The following is a 17,840-nucleotide window of genomic DNA, read 5'->3' on the forward strand; positions in this document are numbered from 1 at the left end:
TACCGCATGAATCCATCCCGCGCTTTTATTCTGCGTCCTGTCGGCACCGCGCTGCTGATGGCGGCGATCATGCTGGTCGGCCTCGTCGCGCTGCGCTTTCTGCCGCTGTCCGCGCTGCCCGAGGTCGACTATCCGACGATCCAGGTGCAGACCTTCTATCCGGGCGCGAGCCCGGACGTGATGACGTCGTCCGTGACGGCGCCGCTCGAGAGGCAATTCGGGCAGATGCCGTCGCTGAACCAGATGTCGTCGCAAAGCTCGGCCGGCTCGTCGATCATCACGCTGCAGTTCAGCCTCGACCTGCCGCTCGACATCGCCGAGCAGGAGGTCCAGGCGGCGATCAACGCGGCGGGCAACCTGCTGCCGTCCGACCTGCCCGCGCCGCCGATCTACGCGAAGGTCAACCCGGCCGACGCGCCGATCATCACGCTCGCGATCACGTCGAAGACACTGCCGCTCACGCAGGTGCAGGATCTCGCCGACACGCGTCTCGCGCAGAAGATTTCGCAGGTCGCCGGGGTGGGTCTCGTGAGCCTGTCGGGCGGCCAGCGCCCGGCGATCCGCATTCAGGCGAACCCGCGCGCGCTCGCCGCGTACGGCCTGAATCTCGACGACCTGCGCACCACTGTCTCGAACCTGAACGTCAATACGCCGAAGGGCAATTTCGACGGTCCGACGCGCAACTACACGATCAACTCGAACGACCAGTTGACCGACGCCGACGAATACAAGAGCGCCGTGGTCGCGTACAAGAGCGGCCGTCCGGTGATGCTGACCGACGTCGCGAGCATCGTGGCGGGACCGGAGAATACGAAGCTCGGCGCGTGGGTCGACAACACGCCCGCGATCATCCTGAACGTGCAGCGCCAGCCAGGCGCGAACGTGATCCAGGTGGTCGACAGCATCAAGGCGCTGCTGCCGCAGTTGCAGCAGTCGCTGCCCGCCGCGCTCGACGTCGAGGTCGTCACCGACCGCACCACGACGATCCGCGCGTCGGTGCGCGACGTGCAGTTCGAACTGGCGATGTCGGTCGTGCTGGTCGTGCTGGTGATGTACCTGTTCCTCGCCAACGTCTACGCGACGATCATTCCGAGCCTGTCGGTGCCGCTGTCGCTGATCGGCACGCTCGCGGTGATGTACCTGTGCGGCTTCTCGCTCGACAACCTGTCGCTGATGGCACTGACCATCGCCACCGGCTTCGTCGTCGACGACGCGATCGTGATGATCGAGAACATCGCGCGCTACGTCGAGCAAGGCGACACGGCGCTCGAAGCCGCGCTGAAGGGCTCGAAGCAGATCGGCTTCACGATCATTTCGCTGACGGTCTCGCTGATCGCGGTGCTGATTCCGCTGCTCTTCATGGGCGACGTGGTCGGGCGCCTGTTCCACGAATTCGCGATCACGCTCGCGGTGACGATCGTCATCTCGGCGGTCGTGTCGCTGACGCTCGTGCCGATGATGTGCGCGAAGCTGTTGCGCCACACGCCGCCGCACGACAGTCACCGTTTCGAGGCGAAGGCGCACCGCTTCATCGACTGGGTGATCGCGCGCTACGCGGTCGCGCTCACGTGGGTGCTGAACCGTCAGCGCTCCACGCTGGTCGTCGCGGTGCTCACGCTGGTGCTGACCGGCCTGCTGTACGTGTTCGTGCCGAAGGGCTTCTTCCCGGTGCAGGACACCGGCGTGATCCAGGCGATCACGCAGATGCCGCAGTCGGTGTCGTTCGCATCGATGGCCGAGCGTCAGCAGGCGCTCGCCGACCAGATCCTGAAGAACCCGGACGTCGAAAGCCTGACCTCGTTCATCGGCGTGGACGGCAGCAACATCACGCTGAACAGCGGCCGCATGCTGATCAACCTGAAGCCGCGCGACGACCGCAGCAATACCGCGAGCGAGGTGATCCGCCAGTTGCAGAAAGACGTCGCGCATATTCCGGGCGCGTCGCTGTACATGCAGCCGGTGCAGGACCTGACGATCGACTCGACCGTCAGCCCGACGCAGTATCAGTTCATGCTGACCGATCCGAACATCAGCGAATTCACCACGTGGGTGCCGAAGCTGGTCGACCGGTTGAAGCAGTCGCCCGAGCTCGCGGACGTCGCAACCAATCTGCAGGACAACGGCCGCTCGGTGTTCATCGAGATCGACCGCGCGACCGCCGCGCGCTTCGGCATCACACCGGCCACGATCGACAACGCGTTGTACGACGCGTTCGGCCAGCGCATCATTTCGACGATCTTCACGCAGTCGAACCAGTACCGCGTGATTCTCGAAGCGCAGCCGACGATGCAGCACTACACCACGTCGCTGAACTCGATCTACCTGCCCTCTTCCACGTCGACGGGCGGCCAGGTGCCGCTGTCGTCGATCGCGAAGTTCATCGAGCAACCCGCGCCGCTGCTCGTCACGCACCTGAGCCAGTTCCCCGCCACCACGGTGTCGTTCAACCTCGCGCCGGGTTCGTCGCTCGGCGCGGCGGTCAAGGCGATCCAGCAGGCCGAGAAGGACGTCGGTCTGCCCGCGTCGTTCCAGACGCGCTTCCAGGGCGCGGCGCTCGCGTTCCAGGCGTCGCTCGCCAACGAGCTGTTCCTGATCCTCGCGGCGATCGTCACGATGTACATCGTGCTCGGCGTGCTGTACGAGAGCTTCATCCATCCGATCACGATTCTGTCGACGCTGCCGTCGGCCGGCGTCGGCGCGCTGCTCGCGCTGCTGATCACCGGCCACGATCTCGACATCATCGGCATCATCGGCATCGTGCTGCTGATCGGTATCGTGAAGAAGAACGCGATCATGATGATCGACTTCGCGCTCTACGCCGAGCGCGAGGAAGGCAAGCCGCCGCGCGAGGCGATCTACCAGGCGTGTCTGCTGCGCTTCCGGCCGATCCTGATGACCACGCTCGCCGCGCTGCTCGGCGCGCTGCCGTTGATGCTCGGCACCGGCGCGGGCTCGGAGCTGCGCCGGCCGCTCGGTATCGCGATCGCCGGCGGTCTGATCGTGAGCCAGCTGCTGACCCTGTTCACGACGCCGGTGATCTACCTCGCGTTCGATTCGCTCGGCCGCCGGCTGCGCGAGCGCTTTAACCGCGGCGATTCGTCCGGTAGCGCCACGCCGCCCGCCACCGATGCAGGGAACTGAGCGATGAACCTGTCGCGTCCGTTTATCGCCCGACCGGTTGCCACCACGCTGCTGGCGATCGGCATCGCGCTGTCGGGCGTATTCGCGTTCACGAAGCTGCCTGTCGCGCCGCTGCCGCAGGTCGACTTCCCGACCATCTCGGTGCAGGCGACGCTGCCGGGCGCGAGCCCGGAGACCGTCGCGACGAGCGTCGCGAGTCCGCTCGAGCGGCATCTCGGCTCGATCGCCGACGTCACCGAGATGACCTCGCAGAGCTCGGTCGGCTCGACGCGCATCACGCTGCAGTTCGGCCTGAACCGCAACATCGACGGCGCCGCGCGCGACGTGCAGGCGGCGATCAACGCGGCGCGCGCCGACCTGCCCGCGAGCCTGCGCAGCAACCCGACCTACCACAAGGTCAACCCGGCCGACGCGCCGATCCTGATTCTCGCGCTGACGTCGAGCACGCTGACGGCGGGCCAACTCTACGATTCGGCCGCGACGGTGCTGCAGCAGTCGTTGTCGCAGGTGCAGGGGGTTGGCGAAGTGGATGTCAGCGGTTCGGCGAATCCGGCCGTGCGCGTCGAGTTGCTGCCGCATGCGCTGTCGCATTACGGCATCGGCCTCGAGGACGTGCGCGCGGCGCTCGCTGCGGCCAATGCGAACAGCCCGAAGGGCTCGATCGAGTTCGGCGAGAACCGCGTACAGCTGTACACCAACGACCAGGCGAGCAAGGCGTCGCAGTACAAGGACCTCGTCATTGCCTATCGCAACGGCGCGCCGGTCAAACTCTCCGACATGGGCGAAGTCGTCGATTCGGTCGAAGATCTGCGCAACCTTGGTCTCTTCAATGGCAAGCGCTCGGTGCTCGTGATCCTGTACCGGCAGCCGGGCGCGAACATCATCGAGACCGTCGACCGCGTGAAGGCGATGCTGCCGCAACTGCACGCGTCGCTGCCCGCCGACGTCGACATCGCGCCGACCTCGGACCGCTCGACGACGATCCGCGCGTCGTTGAGGGACACCGAGCGCACGCTCGTGATCGCGGTCACGCTCGTCGTGATGGTGGTGTTCCTGTTCCTGCGCAACTGGCGCGCCACGCTGATTCCGAGCGTGGCCGTGCCGATCTCGATCGTCGGCACGTTCGGCGCGATGTACCTGATGGGCTTCTCGATCGACAATCTGTCGCTGATGGCGTTGACCATCGCGACCGGCTTCGTCGTCGACGACGCGATCGTCGTGCTCGAAAACATCTCGCGCCACATCGAAGACGGCGTGCCGCGCATGAAGGCCGCGTTCATCGGCGCGCGCGAGGTCGGCTTCACGGTGATGTCGATCAGCATCTCGCTCGTCGCCGTGTTCCTGCCGATCCTGCTGATGGGCGGCATCGTCGGGCGGCTGTTCCGCGAGTTCGCGCTGACGCTGTCGCTGGCGATCGCGGTGTCGCTGGTCGTATCGCTGACGCTCACGCCGATGATGTGCTCGCGCCTCCTGCGCGAGCCGCACGAAAAGCATGAGGAAAACCGCTTCGGCCGCTGGCTCGAACGCGGCTTCACGTCGATGCATCGCGGCTACGAGCGCACGCTCGGCTGGGCGCTCGTGCATCCGCTCCTGATCGTCATGGTTCTGCTGCTGACCATCGCGCTGAACGTGGCGCTTTATATCATCGTGCCAAAGGGCTTCTTCCCGCAGCAGGACACGGGGCGCCTGATCGGCGGCATCCAGGCCGACCAGAGCACGTCGTTCCAGGCGATGAAAGGCAAGTTCTCGGAGATGATGGAAATCGTCAGCAAGAATCCGGCGGTCGACAGCGTGGCCGGCTTCACCGGCGGCCGGCAGACCAACTCGGGCTTCATGTTCATGTCGCTGAAGCCGAAGAGCGAACGCAAGCTGTCCGCCGACCAGGTGATCCAGCAGCTGCGCGCGCCGCTCGGCGACGTGGCCGGCGCGCGCACGTTCCTGCAGGCGGTGCAGGACATTCGCGTGGGCGGCCGGCAATCGAACGCGCAGTATCAGTTCACGCTGCTCGCCGACTCGACGCCCGATCTGTACAAGTGGGGGCCCAAGCTCACCGAGGCGCTGCAGGCACGCAAGGAGCTCGCGGACGTGAACTCCGACCAGCAGCAAGGCGGTCTCGAAGCGATGGTGACGATCGATCGCGCCACGGCATCGCGCCTCGGCATCAAGCCCGCGCAGATCGACAACACGCTGTATGACGCGTTCGGCCAGCGCCAGGTGTCGACGATCTACAACCCGCTGAACCAGTATCACGTCGTGATGGAAGTCGCGCCGCAATACTGGCAGAGCCCGGAGATGCTGAAGCAGATTTTCGTCAGCACGTCGGGCGGCAGCGCGAGCGGCGCGCAGACCACCAACGCGCCGGCCGGCACCGTGACGTCCAGAGCGACCAGCACGTCGACCACGACGAGCGCGGCAACCGGCGGCATGGCCGCCACCACCGCGACGAGCGCGGCCAGCATCGCAGCCGACTCCGCGCGCAATCAGGCCATCAACTCCATCGCGGCGAGCGGCAAGTCGAGCGCGTCGTCGGGCTCTGCGGTGTCGACCGCGAAGGAGACGATGGTGCCGCTGTCGGCGATCGCGAGCTTCGGGCCCGGCACCACGCCGCTATCGGTCAATCACCAGAGCCAGTTCGTCGCCTCGACGATCTCGTTCAACCTGCCGCCGGGCGTGTCGCTGTCCACCGCCACGCAGGCGATCTACGACACGATGGCCGAGATCGGCATGCCCGCCACGATTCACGGCAGCTTCCAGGGCACCGCGCAGGCGTTCCAGCAGTCGATGTCCGACCAGCCGATCCTGATCCTCGCCGCGCTCGCGGCGGTGTATATCGTGCTCGGCATCCTGTACGAGAGCTACATCCACCCGCTGACGATCCTGTCGACGCTGCCGTCCGCGGGCGTCGGCGCGTTGCTCGCGCTGCTGCTGTTCAAGACCGAGTTCAGCATCATCGCGCTGATCGGTGTGATCCTGCTGATCGGCATCGTGAAGAAGAACGCGATCATGATGGTGGACTTCGCGATCGACGCGTCGCGCAAGGGAATGTCGTCGCGCGACGCGATCTACCAGGCCTGTCTGCTGCGCTTCCGGCCGATCATGATGACCACCTTCGCCGCGCTGCTCGGCGCGTTGCCGCTCGCGTTCGGCAGCGGCGAAGGCGCGGAGATGCGCGCGCCGCTCGGTATTTCGATCGTCGGCGGGCTGATCGTCAGCCAGATGCTGACGCTCTATACGACGCCGGTCGTCTATCTGTACATGGATCGCATCCGCGTGCGCTGGGAGGCGAGAAAGGCACGCCGCGCGGGTGGCGCGACGCCGACGTCGTCATGACGTAGTGAAGGTGGCGCTCACAGCTTCTGCTCGATGGCCAGCGAGAAAATCCGCTGCCATCGGCGCGCCGCCCGCTCGTTCGACATCGGCACGAGCCACTCGCCGTGCCGCGAGTCCTTGACCTTCAGCGCGAGCCGCGCCTGTGCGTCGCGGCCCTGTGCTTCGGCGCCGAGCAGATCGGCGAAGATATACGCGCCCTGCTGGTCGCCGACGCGAATCTCGCAGAGCCGCTTGGCCGCCGCGAGCCGCACCGAGCCCCAACTGCCCTTCAATTCGTGCGTCCAGTCGCCGTCGCGCACGTTCGGCGCGACTTCGCGGCGCCGCTGCCGCCAGTACGCGAGCGCACCGGCGATCAGCAACGCAACCAGCACGGCCACACCCTCCGCCACCGCCAGCCCGAAAGCGGCCTGCAGCGCATAAAAGGCACGCACCGCGCCGTACCCCAGCGCGATCAGCGCAATCAACGCAACGACAATCGGCATCGCAAGCTCATCCGGCAAATGGTTTTAGTCGGCTAACGTCGGCAAACGCGACGGCGCGTTCGGCCCCTCACTGCGCCTCACTGCCCCTTATGCGCGGCCGACCACTCCTTGAGCGCGTTCAGCGTGTTCTCGACATGCTTGTCGGGCGACAGGCTCGTGTACTCGTAGATGATCTTGCCGTCGGGCGAGATCACGTACGACACGCGATTCGCCATGCCGGCCTTCAACGGCATGGCCGCGTCGTACGCATTGATCACCTTCGCGTCGGCGTCGGCCGCGACCGGGAATTTGCTGCGGCATTCGCTGACCGAAAACTTCGTCAGCGTATCGATGTTGTCGTGCGACACGCCGATCACCGTCGCGCCGTACTTCTTGTATTGGTCGACCGCATCGGCGAACTCGTGCGCCTCGATCGTGCAGCCCTTCGTGAACGCGGCCGGATAGAAGTACAGCACGACCGGGCCCTTCTTCAGTTCGTCGACGAGCGAATACGCGTAGGTCTTGCCGCCGAACGAGGCCTCGGCGGTAAACGTCGGCGCCGTATCGCCGGGCTTCAGGGTTGCCGAGGCGAGCGGCGAATGCATTGCGAATCCGAACGCCATGACGGCGGCCAGTACCGCCGGTATGTGTTTTGTCTTCATCTGCTCCTCCACGCGTGAGCGCACGCAATTGATCGGGTCCATCGGAGACAGCTTCGGCCGACGTCACAGGCCGTCGCTGAACTTTCTATTGGACCACGGATGCGCACGCGGCGTGGGTCGTCGCCCGGATCACAAGCGAATCGAAAGGGTGCGGCGCGCGAACTCGACGTATCAAACGCCCAATTCCGCCACGTGCGCGCCGAACCACGCCGCCGCCGACAGGTTCAGCTCCGACAGCACGTCGGGCGTCAGCGCGTGGAAGCCCGCCGCCGTCGCGACCGGCGCCGCGTCGCCGCCCTCGCCCGCGACCTCGGCGATCAGCAGCAGCGCGCCCAGCTCGCCCTTGCGCGCGACGATCGCGTCGCGAATCTGCGGCGCGAGGCCGAGTTTCTCGAGCACCGCGTCCGGCGTGCTGTCGAGCACGATGTGCACGAGCGAAAAAATCCCGGTCATGAACGCGGCGTCGGCGAATTCGCCGTCGGCCGGACGCAGCCAGTTCGCGGCGAGTTCCATGAAGCGCGAGCGCGTCGCCGCCAGTTGCACGAGCGGATCGGTGCGCCACGGCAACTCGCCGGTGTCCGAGTACAGCAGCAGTTGCGCCCAGCGCGCGATCTGCCGCGTGCCGGTCGCGATGATCGCCTCGCGCAGCGACGCGATATTGCGCCCGAGGCCGAATGCACTCGAATTGACGAGCCGCAGCAGTTGCACGACCACGCCCGGGTTGACCTTCAGCTCCGCCTCGAGCTCGACGATGCCGGCGTCGCGCGACAGCAGCGCGAGCAGCCGCAGCAGGCCCGGACGCAGCGAGCGGTTGCGCGGCGCGGCCAGCACCTGCGGCCGCGCGAAGAAGTAGCCCTGGAACAGATCGAAACCGAGCTCGTGGGCGAGCGCGAAGTCCTCGCGCGTCTCGACCTTCTCGGCGAGCAGCGTCTTGCCGTGGCCGCGCAGCGTCGACGCGAGCTTCGCGACGGTGCGGCGCGGCGTCTGCAGGAAATCGATCTTGACGATGTCGGCGTACGGCAGCATCGCGCTCAGCTCGTCGGACAGATCGTGCACGTCGTCGAGCGCGACCTGGAAGCCGGCGCCGCGCAACTCGCCGAGACGACGCGCGAGCGAGGCGTCGTAGCGCACGGTTTCGAGGATTTCGAGCACGAAGCGCTCGGGCGGCATCAGATGGACGATGTCGCTAAAGAGCAGCGCGCGATCGATATTGACGAAGCCGCGATGCTGGCCGAGCACGGCGGGTACGCCGATTCCGCCGATCGTGCGCGCGACCACCTGCGCGGTGGCCTGCGTGTCGTCGCTGATTTCGGCGTAGTTGTACGTTCCGGCACGGAACAGCAGCTCGTAGGCGTGAAGCGCGCCATCGCGATCGAGAATCGGCTGGCGGCCGACATAGACGTACTGCGGGGCAGCGTCCAGCCCCCCGTGCTCACGATAGCCGGCCGACGCGCCGGCGAGGACATCACGCACCTCGACGTCCCGCGGGACGGGCCGTGGGGCTCTGGCGGACCTGACGACGGGGCGTTCGGACATGGATCATCAGTGCAAGGTTCGGAAAGTCTATGCAGCGCGACGTCATCAGCGTCGCCAAAAAAGGGGATTCGCCGTATTAACGGCCGCGAAGCGACGTCACTTTAACCGAATCGTCCCGGCGACGGCGCCGGGCTTCTCCTTACCAGATGTTTTTCTCCACGGGCCGCTAAAGATTTCCCCGCATGCGTCGTTATCTCGTTCTGATGGGGCGGCCTGCTATCTCCTGGCCGCCCGGAGCGGCGGACAAGCAGCCCCGCCTGCGGACGAACCCAGGTTGCCAGCGACAAACATGGAAGCGAACACGATCACCGCGCCCCGCCGGGGCTCCTTGCGCACGGTCATCGACCGGCTGTGGGCGTTCGGCCGGCGCGAGGACGACGACCAGCCGAGCAGCGCGAACCGCCCGCCCCCACTGGAACAGGTGGTCGGCGCGGTCGATCTGCTCGCGCACGTCGACGATGCGCTGCGCTTCATCTACGTGTCCGACGCGAGCCTGCGCTTCATCGGCTATCACCGCGAATACCTGAAAACCGCGACGCTGCACGATCTGGTCGCGCCCGCCGACGTGCCGCGCCTCGACGCGCTGCTCAAGCTCGCGGCGGCCTCGGGCAACGTCGAGAAAGCGACGCTCGGGCTCGTCAAGTCGCTGACCTATCCGATCACGGTCGAGCTGCGGGTCGTGCGCAGCAGCCACGACGGCGTCGACGGCTACGCGATCGCCGGCTTCGACGTGTCGTCGTGGCGCGCCACCGAAGAGCGCCTGACCCAGGCGCTGCATCTGGACCGGCTGACCAGCCTGCCGAATCAGTCGGGCTTGCTGCACGCGTTGCTCGACGCGCAACAGAAGGCCGACGCGCACGGCACGCCGGTCGCGCTCTTGCTGCTCGATCTCGACGACTATCAGCGCGTGAATCGCGCACTCGGCTACGACGCCGGCGACGAGATGCTGCGCGACACGTCGCGGCGGCTGTTGAACATGACGAGCCCGAACGAAACGATCGCGCGCGTCGCCAGCGACGAGTTCGCGATCCTCGTGAAGCCTGCCGCGAGCCGCACCGACGCGGCGGCGGCCGCCGAAGCGCTGGCGCGGCGTCTGTTGACCGCGATCCAGCAGCCGTACGTGTTCAAGGGTCAGCAGGTGCACCTGTCGGCCAGCATCGGCATCGCGCTGTACCCGGACGTGCGCCACGCCAACGACACCGGCGGCCACGACACGCACCTGCTGCGCTGGGCCGACCACGCGCTGTTGCAGGCGAAGGCCGCGGGCGGCAACACGCTGGCGTTCTACGTACCCGACGACAACCCGGCCGACGCCGAGCGCCTCAAGCTCGAGGCCGACCTCTACGACGGCGTACGCAACGGCGAGTTTTCGCTACACTTCCAGCCGATCACGAGCAGCCGCACGCGGGGCGTGGTCGGTGTCGAGGCGTTGATTCGCTGGACGCATCCGGTGCATGGCCTCGTGCCGCCGTCGATGTTCATTCCGCTCGCGGAGTCGATCGGGCTCATCAACTTTCTCGGCAACTGGGTGCTGAAGGTCGCGTGCATGCAACTGATCCAGTGGGACGCGAAGGGCATCTCGCTGCAGTACGTGGCCGTCAACGTGTCGCCGCAGCAGTTTCGCGATCCGCGCTTCAAGGACTCGGTGCGCGAGGCGATCGAGCTGACCGGCATCGATCCGCGCCGCCTCGTCTTCGAGATCACCGAAAGTCTGCTGATGCACGATCCGGCGCACGCGAAAGGCTTGCTCGAAGAGCTGACCGCGATGGGCATCCGCTTCGCCGTCGACGACTTCGGCACCGGCTATTCGAGCCTCGCGTACCTGCAGCGTTTTCCGCTCGCGAAGCTGAAGATCGACCGGAGTTTCGTGGAGAATCTGCTAACCTCGCGAAACGATCAGGCAATCGTTAGCGCTGTCGTCGGCCTTGCGCAGACGCTCGACCTCGAACTGGTAGCCGAGGGCGTCGAAACGGAAGCGCAACGCGCGTTGCTCACCGAGATGGGCTGCGATCACATTCAGGGCTGGCTCGTTTGCAAGGCGCTGCCGTCCGAGGAACTCGCGCAGCGCTTCGAATCGCGCGAGCTTCAGTTGCACGGCGCGTAACGGGCGATGCAGACACGACGCCCAGGCAGCGCAACAAGCCGGCTCACGACCGGCATGGCATTCACTGGAACACGTATGGCTTTTGCGGGACTCACATGGTAAAGGCGGCAGTGCTCGACCGGCTCTGGACGCGAATGAGCGAGCGCGGCGATTTCCCTATGCTGTCGCAATCGCTGCGCACCACCATGGCGGCAGTGACCAACGACGACCTCGACTTCACCGGCCTCGTGCAAGTGGTGCTGTCGGACTTCGCGCTCACCCAGAAGGTGCTGCGCCTCGCGAACTCGGCGATGTACATGGCGTTCGGCGGCAACATCACGACCGTGTCGCGCGCGCTGATGGTGCTCGGCATGGATGCGGTCGGCCATCTGGTCGTCGGTCTGAAAATCGTCGATCACTTTCATCAAAGCGCGCCGCGCCGCATCGACGCGAAACTCGAACTGAACCGCACGCTGCTGTCAGGCTGCGTCGCGCGCAAGCTGACCGAGCGCGGCGACTTGCGCGCCGGTGAGGAAGCGGTGGTCTGCACGCTGATGCGGCAGATCGGCAAGCTGCTGGTCGTGTTCTATCTCGACGCCGAATGGGACCAGATTCGCCGCCATATCGACGGCGGCGCACTCGAAACCGATGCGTGCGTGCTCGTGCTCGGCGTGACGTTCGATGAAATCGGCGCCGAAGCCGCGGTGCGCTGGCGCCTGCCTGACACGATCCGCTCGGGCATGGGTGAGTTCGATCCGGAGGATGTGACGCAACCGCGCCAGGTGCAGTGGCTGCGCGCGATCACCAATTACTCGACCGCGGTCGCCGACGTGCTCACCCAGCAGAACATGCCCGAGGGGGAGCGCGAGGCACGCATCGGCGAGCTTGCGCACGAGTACAGCAGCGCGCTGAACACCGACCCCGAGGTGCTGCTGCAGATGAGCGTCGCGCTATCGCGTGAGGATGGCGGCGACAGCGTGATGCGCGAGATCGTCGAGTTACGCGCGAATGCCGATGCGATCGCGCGCGAGGCGCTTACACCCGAGGCGCGCATCGAGATCGGGGTGAAGGATCTGCGCGACCTGCCCGAGGGCAGCCCGCTCGCACCGACGCTCGCGATGGCCGCCGAGACCGTGCTCGCGGCGCTCGGCTTCTCGCGCACCGTGGTGTACGTCAAGCACAGCAGCGGCACGTTCAAGGCGCGTCTCGGCTTCGGGCCGAAGATCGACGCGGCGCTGCCGCGGCTCTCGTTCAGCACCGCGTTCGAACCCGACGTATTTCATCTCGCGATCGCGAACTCGGTGGGCATCTTCATCGAGAATGCGCGCGATCCGAAGATGGTCGCGCGGCTGCCCGAGTGGTTCCGCCGCTCGTTCGACGACGCGCGCGCGTTCGTGCTGCTGCCGATCGTCGACGAAACCGATCAGACCGTCGCGCTGCTCTACGGCGACTGGTCGCATACGCAGGAGGCGCGCCGCATCTCGCAGAAGGAGATGAGCGTGCTCAACGAACTGGCACGGGAGTTAGGACGTTTTTTCGGCCAGGGGCAGATGCGGGAAATGGAGACGATGTGAAGACCTGGCGTGATCGTTGATCACGCCGCTTCACTTCGATCCTTTCCGTGTTTGCCCGCAAACGATTTTATCCGGGCACCGTGCGGGGCTTTTACCCCACTCAATCGTCGATCCGCTCGAGCCCTTCCGCGCTGCGATCCGCGACGCCGGCCCATGCGCCGGCCGCGAGACCCATCTGCGCCACCTCTTCCACGGTCAACGGAGCAAGACGCTCGCATAGCGTGGCGACGCGCTCCCATGCGCCGCCTTCGAGCGCTTCGACCGCGCTCAACAGCAGACCCAGGCTGCCCTCGCGATGCAGGATTGCGGCCTGGATCGGTCGCGACAGCGTAAGGATGTTCAGCGTATTTTCGAGCGAGCCGCCGAACACCGCATCGACGAACGAAAACACACCGGTCAGGAAGGCCGCATCGGCTTCGTCGCGGCCCGCCTCGGGCATGCGCTCGATCGCGAGTTCCATGAAGCGCGCGCGCGTGGCCGCGAGTTGCAGCAGCGGATCGTCCTCCAGCGCGACCTTGCGGCCGTCTGCGTAGAGCAGCAGCTGCGTCCAGCGCGCGATGCGGTCGGTGCCGGTCGCGTTGATCGCGTCGCGCAGCGTCGTCACCTTGTGACCGACCGCGAGGCCGCTCGAATTCGCGAGCTTCATCAGATGCATGACGAGCACCGGGTTCAGCTTCAGCTCGGCTTCGAGCTGCGCGACCGTCGGGTCCCCCGCGAGCAGTTGCAGCAGATTGAGCAGCGCGTGGCGCGGCGCGCTGACGCGGCGCGTCGCCGAGCTTTGCGCGCGCGCGAAGTAATAACCCTGGAAGCGGTCGAAGCCGAGCTCGTGCAACGTTTCGAAGTCGGCCTGCGCATCGACACCTGATGCGAGCAGCAGCTTGCCAGCCGACTTCAGCACGCTCGCGAGCTTCGGCAGCAGCGCGCGCGGTGTGCGCGTGACGTCGATCTTGACGACTTCGGCGTACGGCAGCAGCTTCGCGAAAGTCTCGTTGGGCTGCGTGACGTCGTCGAGCGCGAAGCGGTAGCGGCGGCCATGCAGATACACGATACGCGCGATCAACGCGTCGTCGACTTCGAGCGATGAAGGCAGCTCGAGCATGAAGCGCTCGGCGGGCAGTCTCAGGATCGCGTCGTCGAGCAGCAGCTCGCGGCTCACGTCGACGTAGGCCGGATGGCCGGTCAGCGCGCCGCGCACGTCGCCCTGCACGAGCCCGCGCACGATCGCGCGCGCGACGCGTTGCACCGGCGTGGACGCGCGGCCCGGCAAGGAGTCGGTTTCGGGCGGGAGATCGGTATTGGCTTGCGGGGCGGTGAGGTCCGCGTCGGCAAGCGGCAGCTCGGGCGCACGCACCTTGATCTCATAGCCGCACAGCATGCCGTCCCGATTCAGAATGGGCTGCCTTGCGTAGCTGGCGGTGAGCGACGCGTCGTCGGTCGTGCCGCTGTGGCTCAGAGTCTCGATTGCGATGGTGGTCATTCCAGTCCCCCGCTCGGCGCCGCTGGCGCCTGGCCGCTATGTTCTGTTTTTCGCTGCACGTTGGCGCGTTTCTGTGACGTTGCAAGCTCCGTCGCGCGCGGCAGTGTGCGTCGCAATTTTATCGCAGCGTCATTGGGCACGAACAGGCTTACGAGGCAATATCTCGAAATATTTGCTGAACGTTTGCGACACGCGTGCAGAAAGCAAAACGGCCGCAACGCGCGGCCGTTTTGCACACTTCGATGCATCGCTACTTCAGCACGACTTTCACGTCGAAGTATTTGGCGGCGAGGCGGTCGATCGTGCCATCCGCCTTCAGCTCCTTCAACGCGCCGTTCAGCGCATCCTTCAGTGCCTTGTCGTTCTTGCGCACGCCGTAGCCGACACCCGCGCCGAGCAGCTTGTCGTCGCTGACGGCCGGACCGGCGAACTCGAAGCCCGCGCCCTGCGGCTTCTTCAGAAAGCCCTTCGATGCCGCTTCGGCGTCCTGGAACGACGCATCGAGACGGCCCGACGCGAGGTCCGCGTAGATCTGGTCCTGCGTCTGATAGGGCACGACGTCGACCCCGGCCGGCGCCCAGCGCGCCTTCGCATAGGTTTCCTGGATCGTGCCCTGCAGCACGCCGACGTGCTTGCCCTTCAGCGATGCGGGCGTCGGCTGCAGAGCACTACCCTTCTTCGCGATCATCTGGTTCGGGATCGTGTAGATCGGATCGGTGAAGTCGATCGCCTGGCGACGCTGGTCGGTGATCGTCATGTCCGAGTTGATCGCGCTGAACTTGCGCGCTTCGAGCGCCGGGATCAGGCCGTCGAACGAGTTCTCGACCCACACGCATTTGGCCTTCAGCTTCGCGCACACGGCATTGCCGACGTCGATGTCGAAGCCCTGCAACTCGCCAGCGGGCGACTTCGATTCGAACGGCGCATACGACGCCTCGACGCCGAAGCGCACTTCCTTGATCTCAGCCGCCGACGCGGTGCCTGCCGTCAACACCGCCGTCGCGACCAGCGCGAGTGCGGCCAGGTTGGGCCAATTCTTCTTCATTACGGATGTTCCTTTACGGTGTGGACTGAAACGGAGCCGATTCGGCGCGCACAGGCGGATTACGCCGCCGCGCTTCGGACTCGCGCGGCCGGCGTGACCCGTGGATGCGACAGCCGCGAAGCCGGCGATTGTACATGGAACCTGTCTAGACAAGCCTGGACAGCGTGTCGGCGGTGGTGTCGACGACGAGCAGACCGGCGCGCAGGCCGGGCTTGACCGTCGGGTTCGGAAACACGATGCGCTCTTCGTCGCGCTGCACCGTGTATTGATAGTCGCCGTCGCGCGCCAGCAAGCTGCCCTTGATGAGCGGCGTGAAGTTCGGCACGTCCGGCGCGAGCAGCAGCTCGAATGCGTCGCTTTGCTTGGTCAGCTGATCGACGACGGTGAACACACGCGGCAGAGCGGCTTGCGCGTCGGCTCGCGTGCCGGCCAGCAGCGCGCGCACCGCGAGATCCGCGCCCTCGAAGCGTGTCAGGTCGTTCTCGCCGAACGGCCGCACCTTGCCGAGTTCGAGCGTGCACGCAGCAGCGCCACACGCTTGCGCGGTGAAGTGCGAATAGGTGTTGCCCTTCGTCGTGTGCAACAGCACCGCACTGATACGCGCGTCGCCGAGCCATTCGAACATCGCGCGCGAAAACGGCTTGCCGGTATGCGGCAACAGCGCGAAGCGCTCGAACACCGACGCGCGGATCGCCGTATGCATGTCGATATGCCAGCGCGCGCCGGGCGCGGCGGACGCGTCGGCGAAAAAGCGCGTCGCGGCCTGTTCGAGCGCGGCCGCGCGCGGCGCCTCATGACTGTGCGGCAGTTGCAGATGACGGCCGCTGAACAGCCGGTTCAGATCGTCGTCGCGATAGCGGCCGCCGTCGCGCATCGCCTCGATGTTGCCGAGAATCACTAGCAACCGGCATGCAAGCACGGCGCGGCCCTGCGCGATATCGGCGACGATGCGCGACAGCAGTTCGATCGGCGCGGTTTCGTCGCCATGCACGCCGGCCGACACGAGCACGCTACGGATGTCCGAGTGCTGCTCCGCGGGCTCGATGACGAGTACACCGTCGCCCTGCCACGTCCAGCGCACGCCGTTCGCACACGTGCCTTGCGCTTGATGTGCGGCAGGCCGGGACCCCGCGAGCGTCCACGCGAGAAAATCGTCGAGCATCGCGCTCGGGACCGCCATCGCGTGCTCAGCGCTGGAAGTCATACAGCGAACCCAGAGCGAGGATTTGAGTCAGCTCATCGAGCGCGGTGCGCGACTCGACCAGCAGCTTCGGATCGGTGAGATCGGCGGGTGCGAGACGATCGCGGTAGTGCTTTTCGATCCACGCATCGAGACGGCCGAACAGCGTGTCGTCGAGCCACACACCCGGCGCGACCGCCGCGCGTTCGGTGTCGTCGAGTACGACGCGCAGCCGCAGACATGCGGGGCCGCCACCGTTCTTCATGCTCTCGCGCAGATCGAACACGAGCACTTCGTCGATCGGACCGCTGTGCGCAGTCAGCTCATCCAGATACGCGGCCACGCGCGGATTTTCGCGGCACTCCTGCGGCACGACCAGCACCTGCTTGCCATCGGGCCGAGTCAGCAGCTGGCTGTTGAACAGATACGACGTCACCGCGTCGGCGACGCTGACCTGGGCGTCGGGCACTTCGATTACGTTGAACCCTGCGTGCAGGCTCGCGAGCTTCGCGCGCAGCTCGTCGTACACCGCCTGCTGCTCGACGAACGCGAACTGATGGCAGAACAGCGTGTTGCGATTGCCGACCGCGATCACGTCGTTATGGAACACGCCCGCGTCGATCACTTCAGGGTTCTGCTGCGCGTACACGGTCGCCGCTTCCTGCAAGCCATGACGATGCGCGACCGCGCGGCTCGCCTCGAACGTCTGGCGCGCCGGATAGCGCTTCGGTTCCGGCCCGCGACGATACTCGCTGCGGCCATACACGAAGAATTCGACACCGCGCGCCTTGTATTGCTCGCAAAAGCGCGTGTGATTCGCCGCGCCCTCGTCGCCGAGCGCGGGCGTGCCGGGCAGCGCCTCGTGCACGACGAAGCGGTCGGTGTCGCTGAACATCGCGCGCAGCGTGCGGCGTGTCGACTCATGTTCGATCGCGCGATGCAGCTTGCTGCACAGATTGGCCGGCGTGAAATGCACGCGGCCGTCGTGCGTATCCGCGGATGGGCTCACCGTCGCCGCGTTCGCGGTCCACATCGCCGAGGCCGAACTCGCCGCCGCGAGCAGTTCGGGCGCGTTGTTCGCGACGCGCGCGATCACCGAAGCATCGTCGCCGGAAAAACCGAGCTCGCGCAACAGACGCATCGACGGACGCTCCTGCGGCGGCAGCACGCCCTGATGAAAGCCGAGGTCCGCCAGCTGCTTCATCTTGCGCAGACCCTGGCGCGCGGCGGCCTTCGGATTCGCGACCGACTTCTCGTTGTTCTGCGACGCGACGTTGCCGAACGACAAGCCCGCGTAGTTGTGAGTCGGGCCGACCAGGCCGTCGAAATTGGCTTCAGTGGCTTGCAGCAT

General features: G+C 66.1%; 11 protein-coding genes. 4 read left to right on the top strand and 7 right to left on the bottom strand.

The window, feature by feature from the left end; translation table 11 throughout:
• Positions 1-6: 6 nt before the first annotated feature.
• Positions 7-3,141, top strand: a complete 3,135-nt coding sequence (locus OKW35_RS40800) for an MdtB/MuxB family multidrug efflux RND transporter permease subunit (RefSeq protein WP_184062046.1) — start codon at positions 7-9, stop codon at positions 3,139-3,141.
• A gap of 3 nt (positions 3,142-3,144) precedes the next feature.
• Positions 3,145-6,471 carry an efflux RND transporter permease subunit gene (locus OKW35_RS40805; protein ID WP_429356990.1) on the top strand — a complete coding sequence of 1,109 codons (3,327 nt, stop codon included), beginning with the start codon at positions 3,145-3,147 and terminating at the stop codon, positions 6,469-6,471.
• Between the two features lie 17 nt (positions 6,472-6,488).
• Here OKW35_RS40805 and OKW35_RS40810 read toward each other — a convergent pair whose 3' ends face one another.
• From OKW35_RS40810 to OKW35_RS40820, 3 genes are all read right to left on the bottom strand, one after another.
• Positions 6,489-6,953: a hypothetical protein gene (locus OKW35_RS40810; RefSeq protein WP_090804017.1), complete on the bottom strand. Its 465-nt coding sequence runs from the start codon at positions 6,951-6,953 to the stop codon at positions 6,489-6,491.
• Positions 6,954-7,030: 77 nt separating this feature from the next.
• Positions 7,031-7,594: a peroxiredoxin gene (locus tag OKW35_RS40815; RefSeq protein ID WP_429555012.1), complete on the bottom strand. Its 564-nt coding sequence runs from the start codon at positions 7,592-7,594 to the stop codon at positions 7,031-7,033.
• A 171-nt stretch (positions 7,595-7,765) separates the two neighbouring features.
• The gene (locus tag OKW35_RS40820) at positions 7,766-9,067 is read right to left on the bottom strand and encodes an EAL and HDOD domain-containing protein (RefSeq protein WP_429555013.1); all 1,302 of its coding nucleotides are present in this window, start codon (positions 9,065-9,067) and stop codon (positions 7,766-7,768) included.
• A gap of 352 nt (positions 9,068-9,419) precedes the next feature.
• On the opposite strand from OKW35_RS40820, the gene OKW35_RS40825 reads away from it, so the two are divergent.
• Together OKW35_RS40825 and OKW35_RS40830 are read left to right on the top strand one after the other, a co-directional pair.
• Positions 9,420-11,234 carry a putative bifunctional diguanylate cyclase/phosphodiesterase gene (locus OKW35_RS40825; RefSeq protein WP_429336195.1) on the top strand — a complete coding sequence of 605 codons (1,815 nt, stop codon included), beginning with the start codon at positions 9,420-9,422 and terminating at the stop codon, positions 11,232-11,234.
• Positions 11,235-11,329: 95 nt separating this feature from the next.
• Positions 11,330-12,787, top strand: coding sequence for an HDOD domain-containing protein (locus tag OKW35_RS40830; RefSeq protein ID WP_429491672.1), 1,458 nt, complete (start codon positions 11,330-11,332; stop codon positions 12,785-12,787).
• A gap of 100 nt (positions 12,788-12,887) precedes the next feature.
• On the opposite strand, the gene OKW35_RS40835 is transcribed toward OKW35_RS40830, so the two are convergent.
• The 4 genes from OKW35_RS40835 to astB all read right to left on the bottom strand — a co-directional run bounded on the left by OKW35_RS40835 (position 12,888) and on the right by astB (position 17,837).
• A complete protein-coding gene (locus tag OKW35_RS40835; protein ID WP_429555014.1) occupies positions 12,888-14,264 on the bottom strand; it encodes an EAL and HDOD domain-containing protein in 1,377 nt (458 codons plus the stop codon).
• Positions 14,265-14,514: 250 nt separating this feature from the next.
• The gene (locus OKW35_RS40840) at positions 14,515-15,309 is read right to left on the bottom strand and encodes an ABC transporter substrate-binding protein (protein WP_090804009.1); all 795 of its coding nucleotides are present in this window, start codon (positions 15,307-15,309) and stop codon (positions 14,515-14,517) included.
• Between the two features lie 145 nt (positions 15,310-15,454).
• Positions 15,455-16,513 (bottom strand): succinylglutamate desuccinylase, encoded by a 1,059-nt coding sequence (astE, locus tag OKW35_RS40845; protein WP_429555015.1) that lies wholly within the window; start codon positions 16,511-16,513, stop codon positions 15,455-15,457.
• Positions 16,497-17,837, bottom strand: coding sequence for an N-succinylarginine dihydrolase (gene astB / locus OKW35_RS40850; RefSeq protein WP_429555138.1), 1,341 nt, complete (start codon positions 17,835-17,837; stop codon positions 16,497-16,499). The genes astE and astB overlap by 17 nt, the downstream gene beginning before the upstream one ends.
• Positions 17,838-17,840: the final 3 nt, after the last annotated feature.

The sequence above is a fragment of the Paraburkholderia sp. MM5477-R1 genome (genome assembly GCF_050436385.1).
Classification (GTDB): Bacteria; Pseudomonadota; Gammaproteobacteria; order Burkholderiales; family Burkholderiaceae; genus Paraburkholderia; species Paraburkholderia tuberum.

Coding starts and splice junctions, on each gene's coding strand:
- OKW35_RS40810 (WP_090804017.1), bottom strand. CDS start 6,953: ATGCCGATTGTCGTTGCGTTGATTGCGCTGATCGCGCTGGGGTACGGC.
- OKW35_RS40840 (WP_090804009.1), bottom strand. CDS start 15,309: ATGAAGAAGAATTGGCCCAACCTGGCCGCACTCGCGCTGGTCGCGACG.
- OKW35_RS40805 (WP_429356990.1), top strand. CDS start 3,145: ATGAACCTGTCGCGTCCGTTTATCGCCCGACCGGTTGCCACCACGCTG.
- OKW35_RS40815 (WP_429555012.1), bottom strand. CDS start 7,594: ATGAAGACAAAACACATACCGGCGGTACTGGCCGCCGTCATGGCGTTC.
- astE (WP_429555015.1), bottom strand. CDS start 16,513: ATGACTTCCAGCGCTGAGCACGCGATGGCGGTCCCGAGCGCGATGCTC.
- OKW35_RS40825 (WP_429336195.1), top strand. CDS start 9,420: ATGGAAGCGAACACGATCACCGCGCCCCGCCGGGGCTCCTTGCGCACG.
- OKW35_RS40800 (WP_184062046.1), top strand. CDS start 7: ATGAATCCATCCCGCGCTTTTATTCTGCGTCCTGTCGGCACCGCGCTG.
- OKW35_RS40835 (WP_429555014.1), bottom strand. CDS start 14,264: ATGACCACCATCGCAATCGAGACTCTGAGCCACAGCGGCACGACCGAC.
- OKW35_RS40830 (WP_429491672.1), top strand. CDS start 11,330: ATGGTAAAGGCGGCAGTGCTCGACCGGCTCTGGACGCGAATGAGCGAG.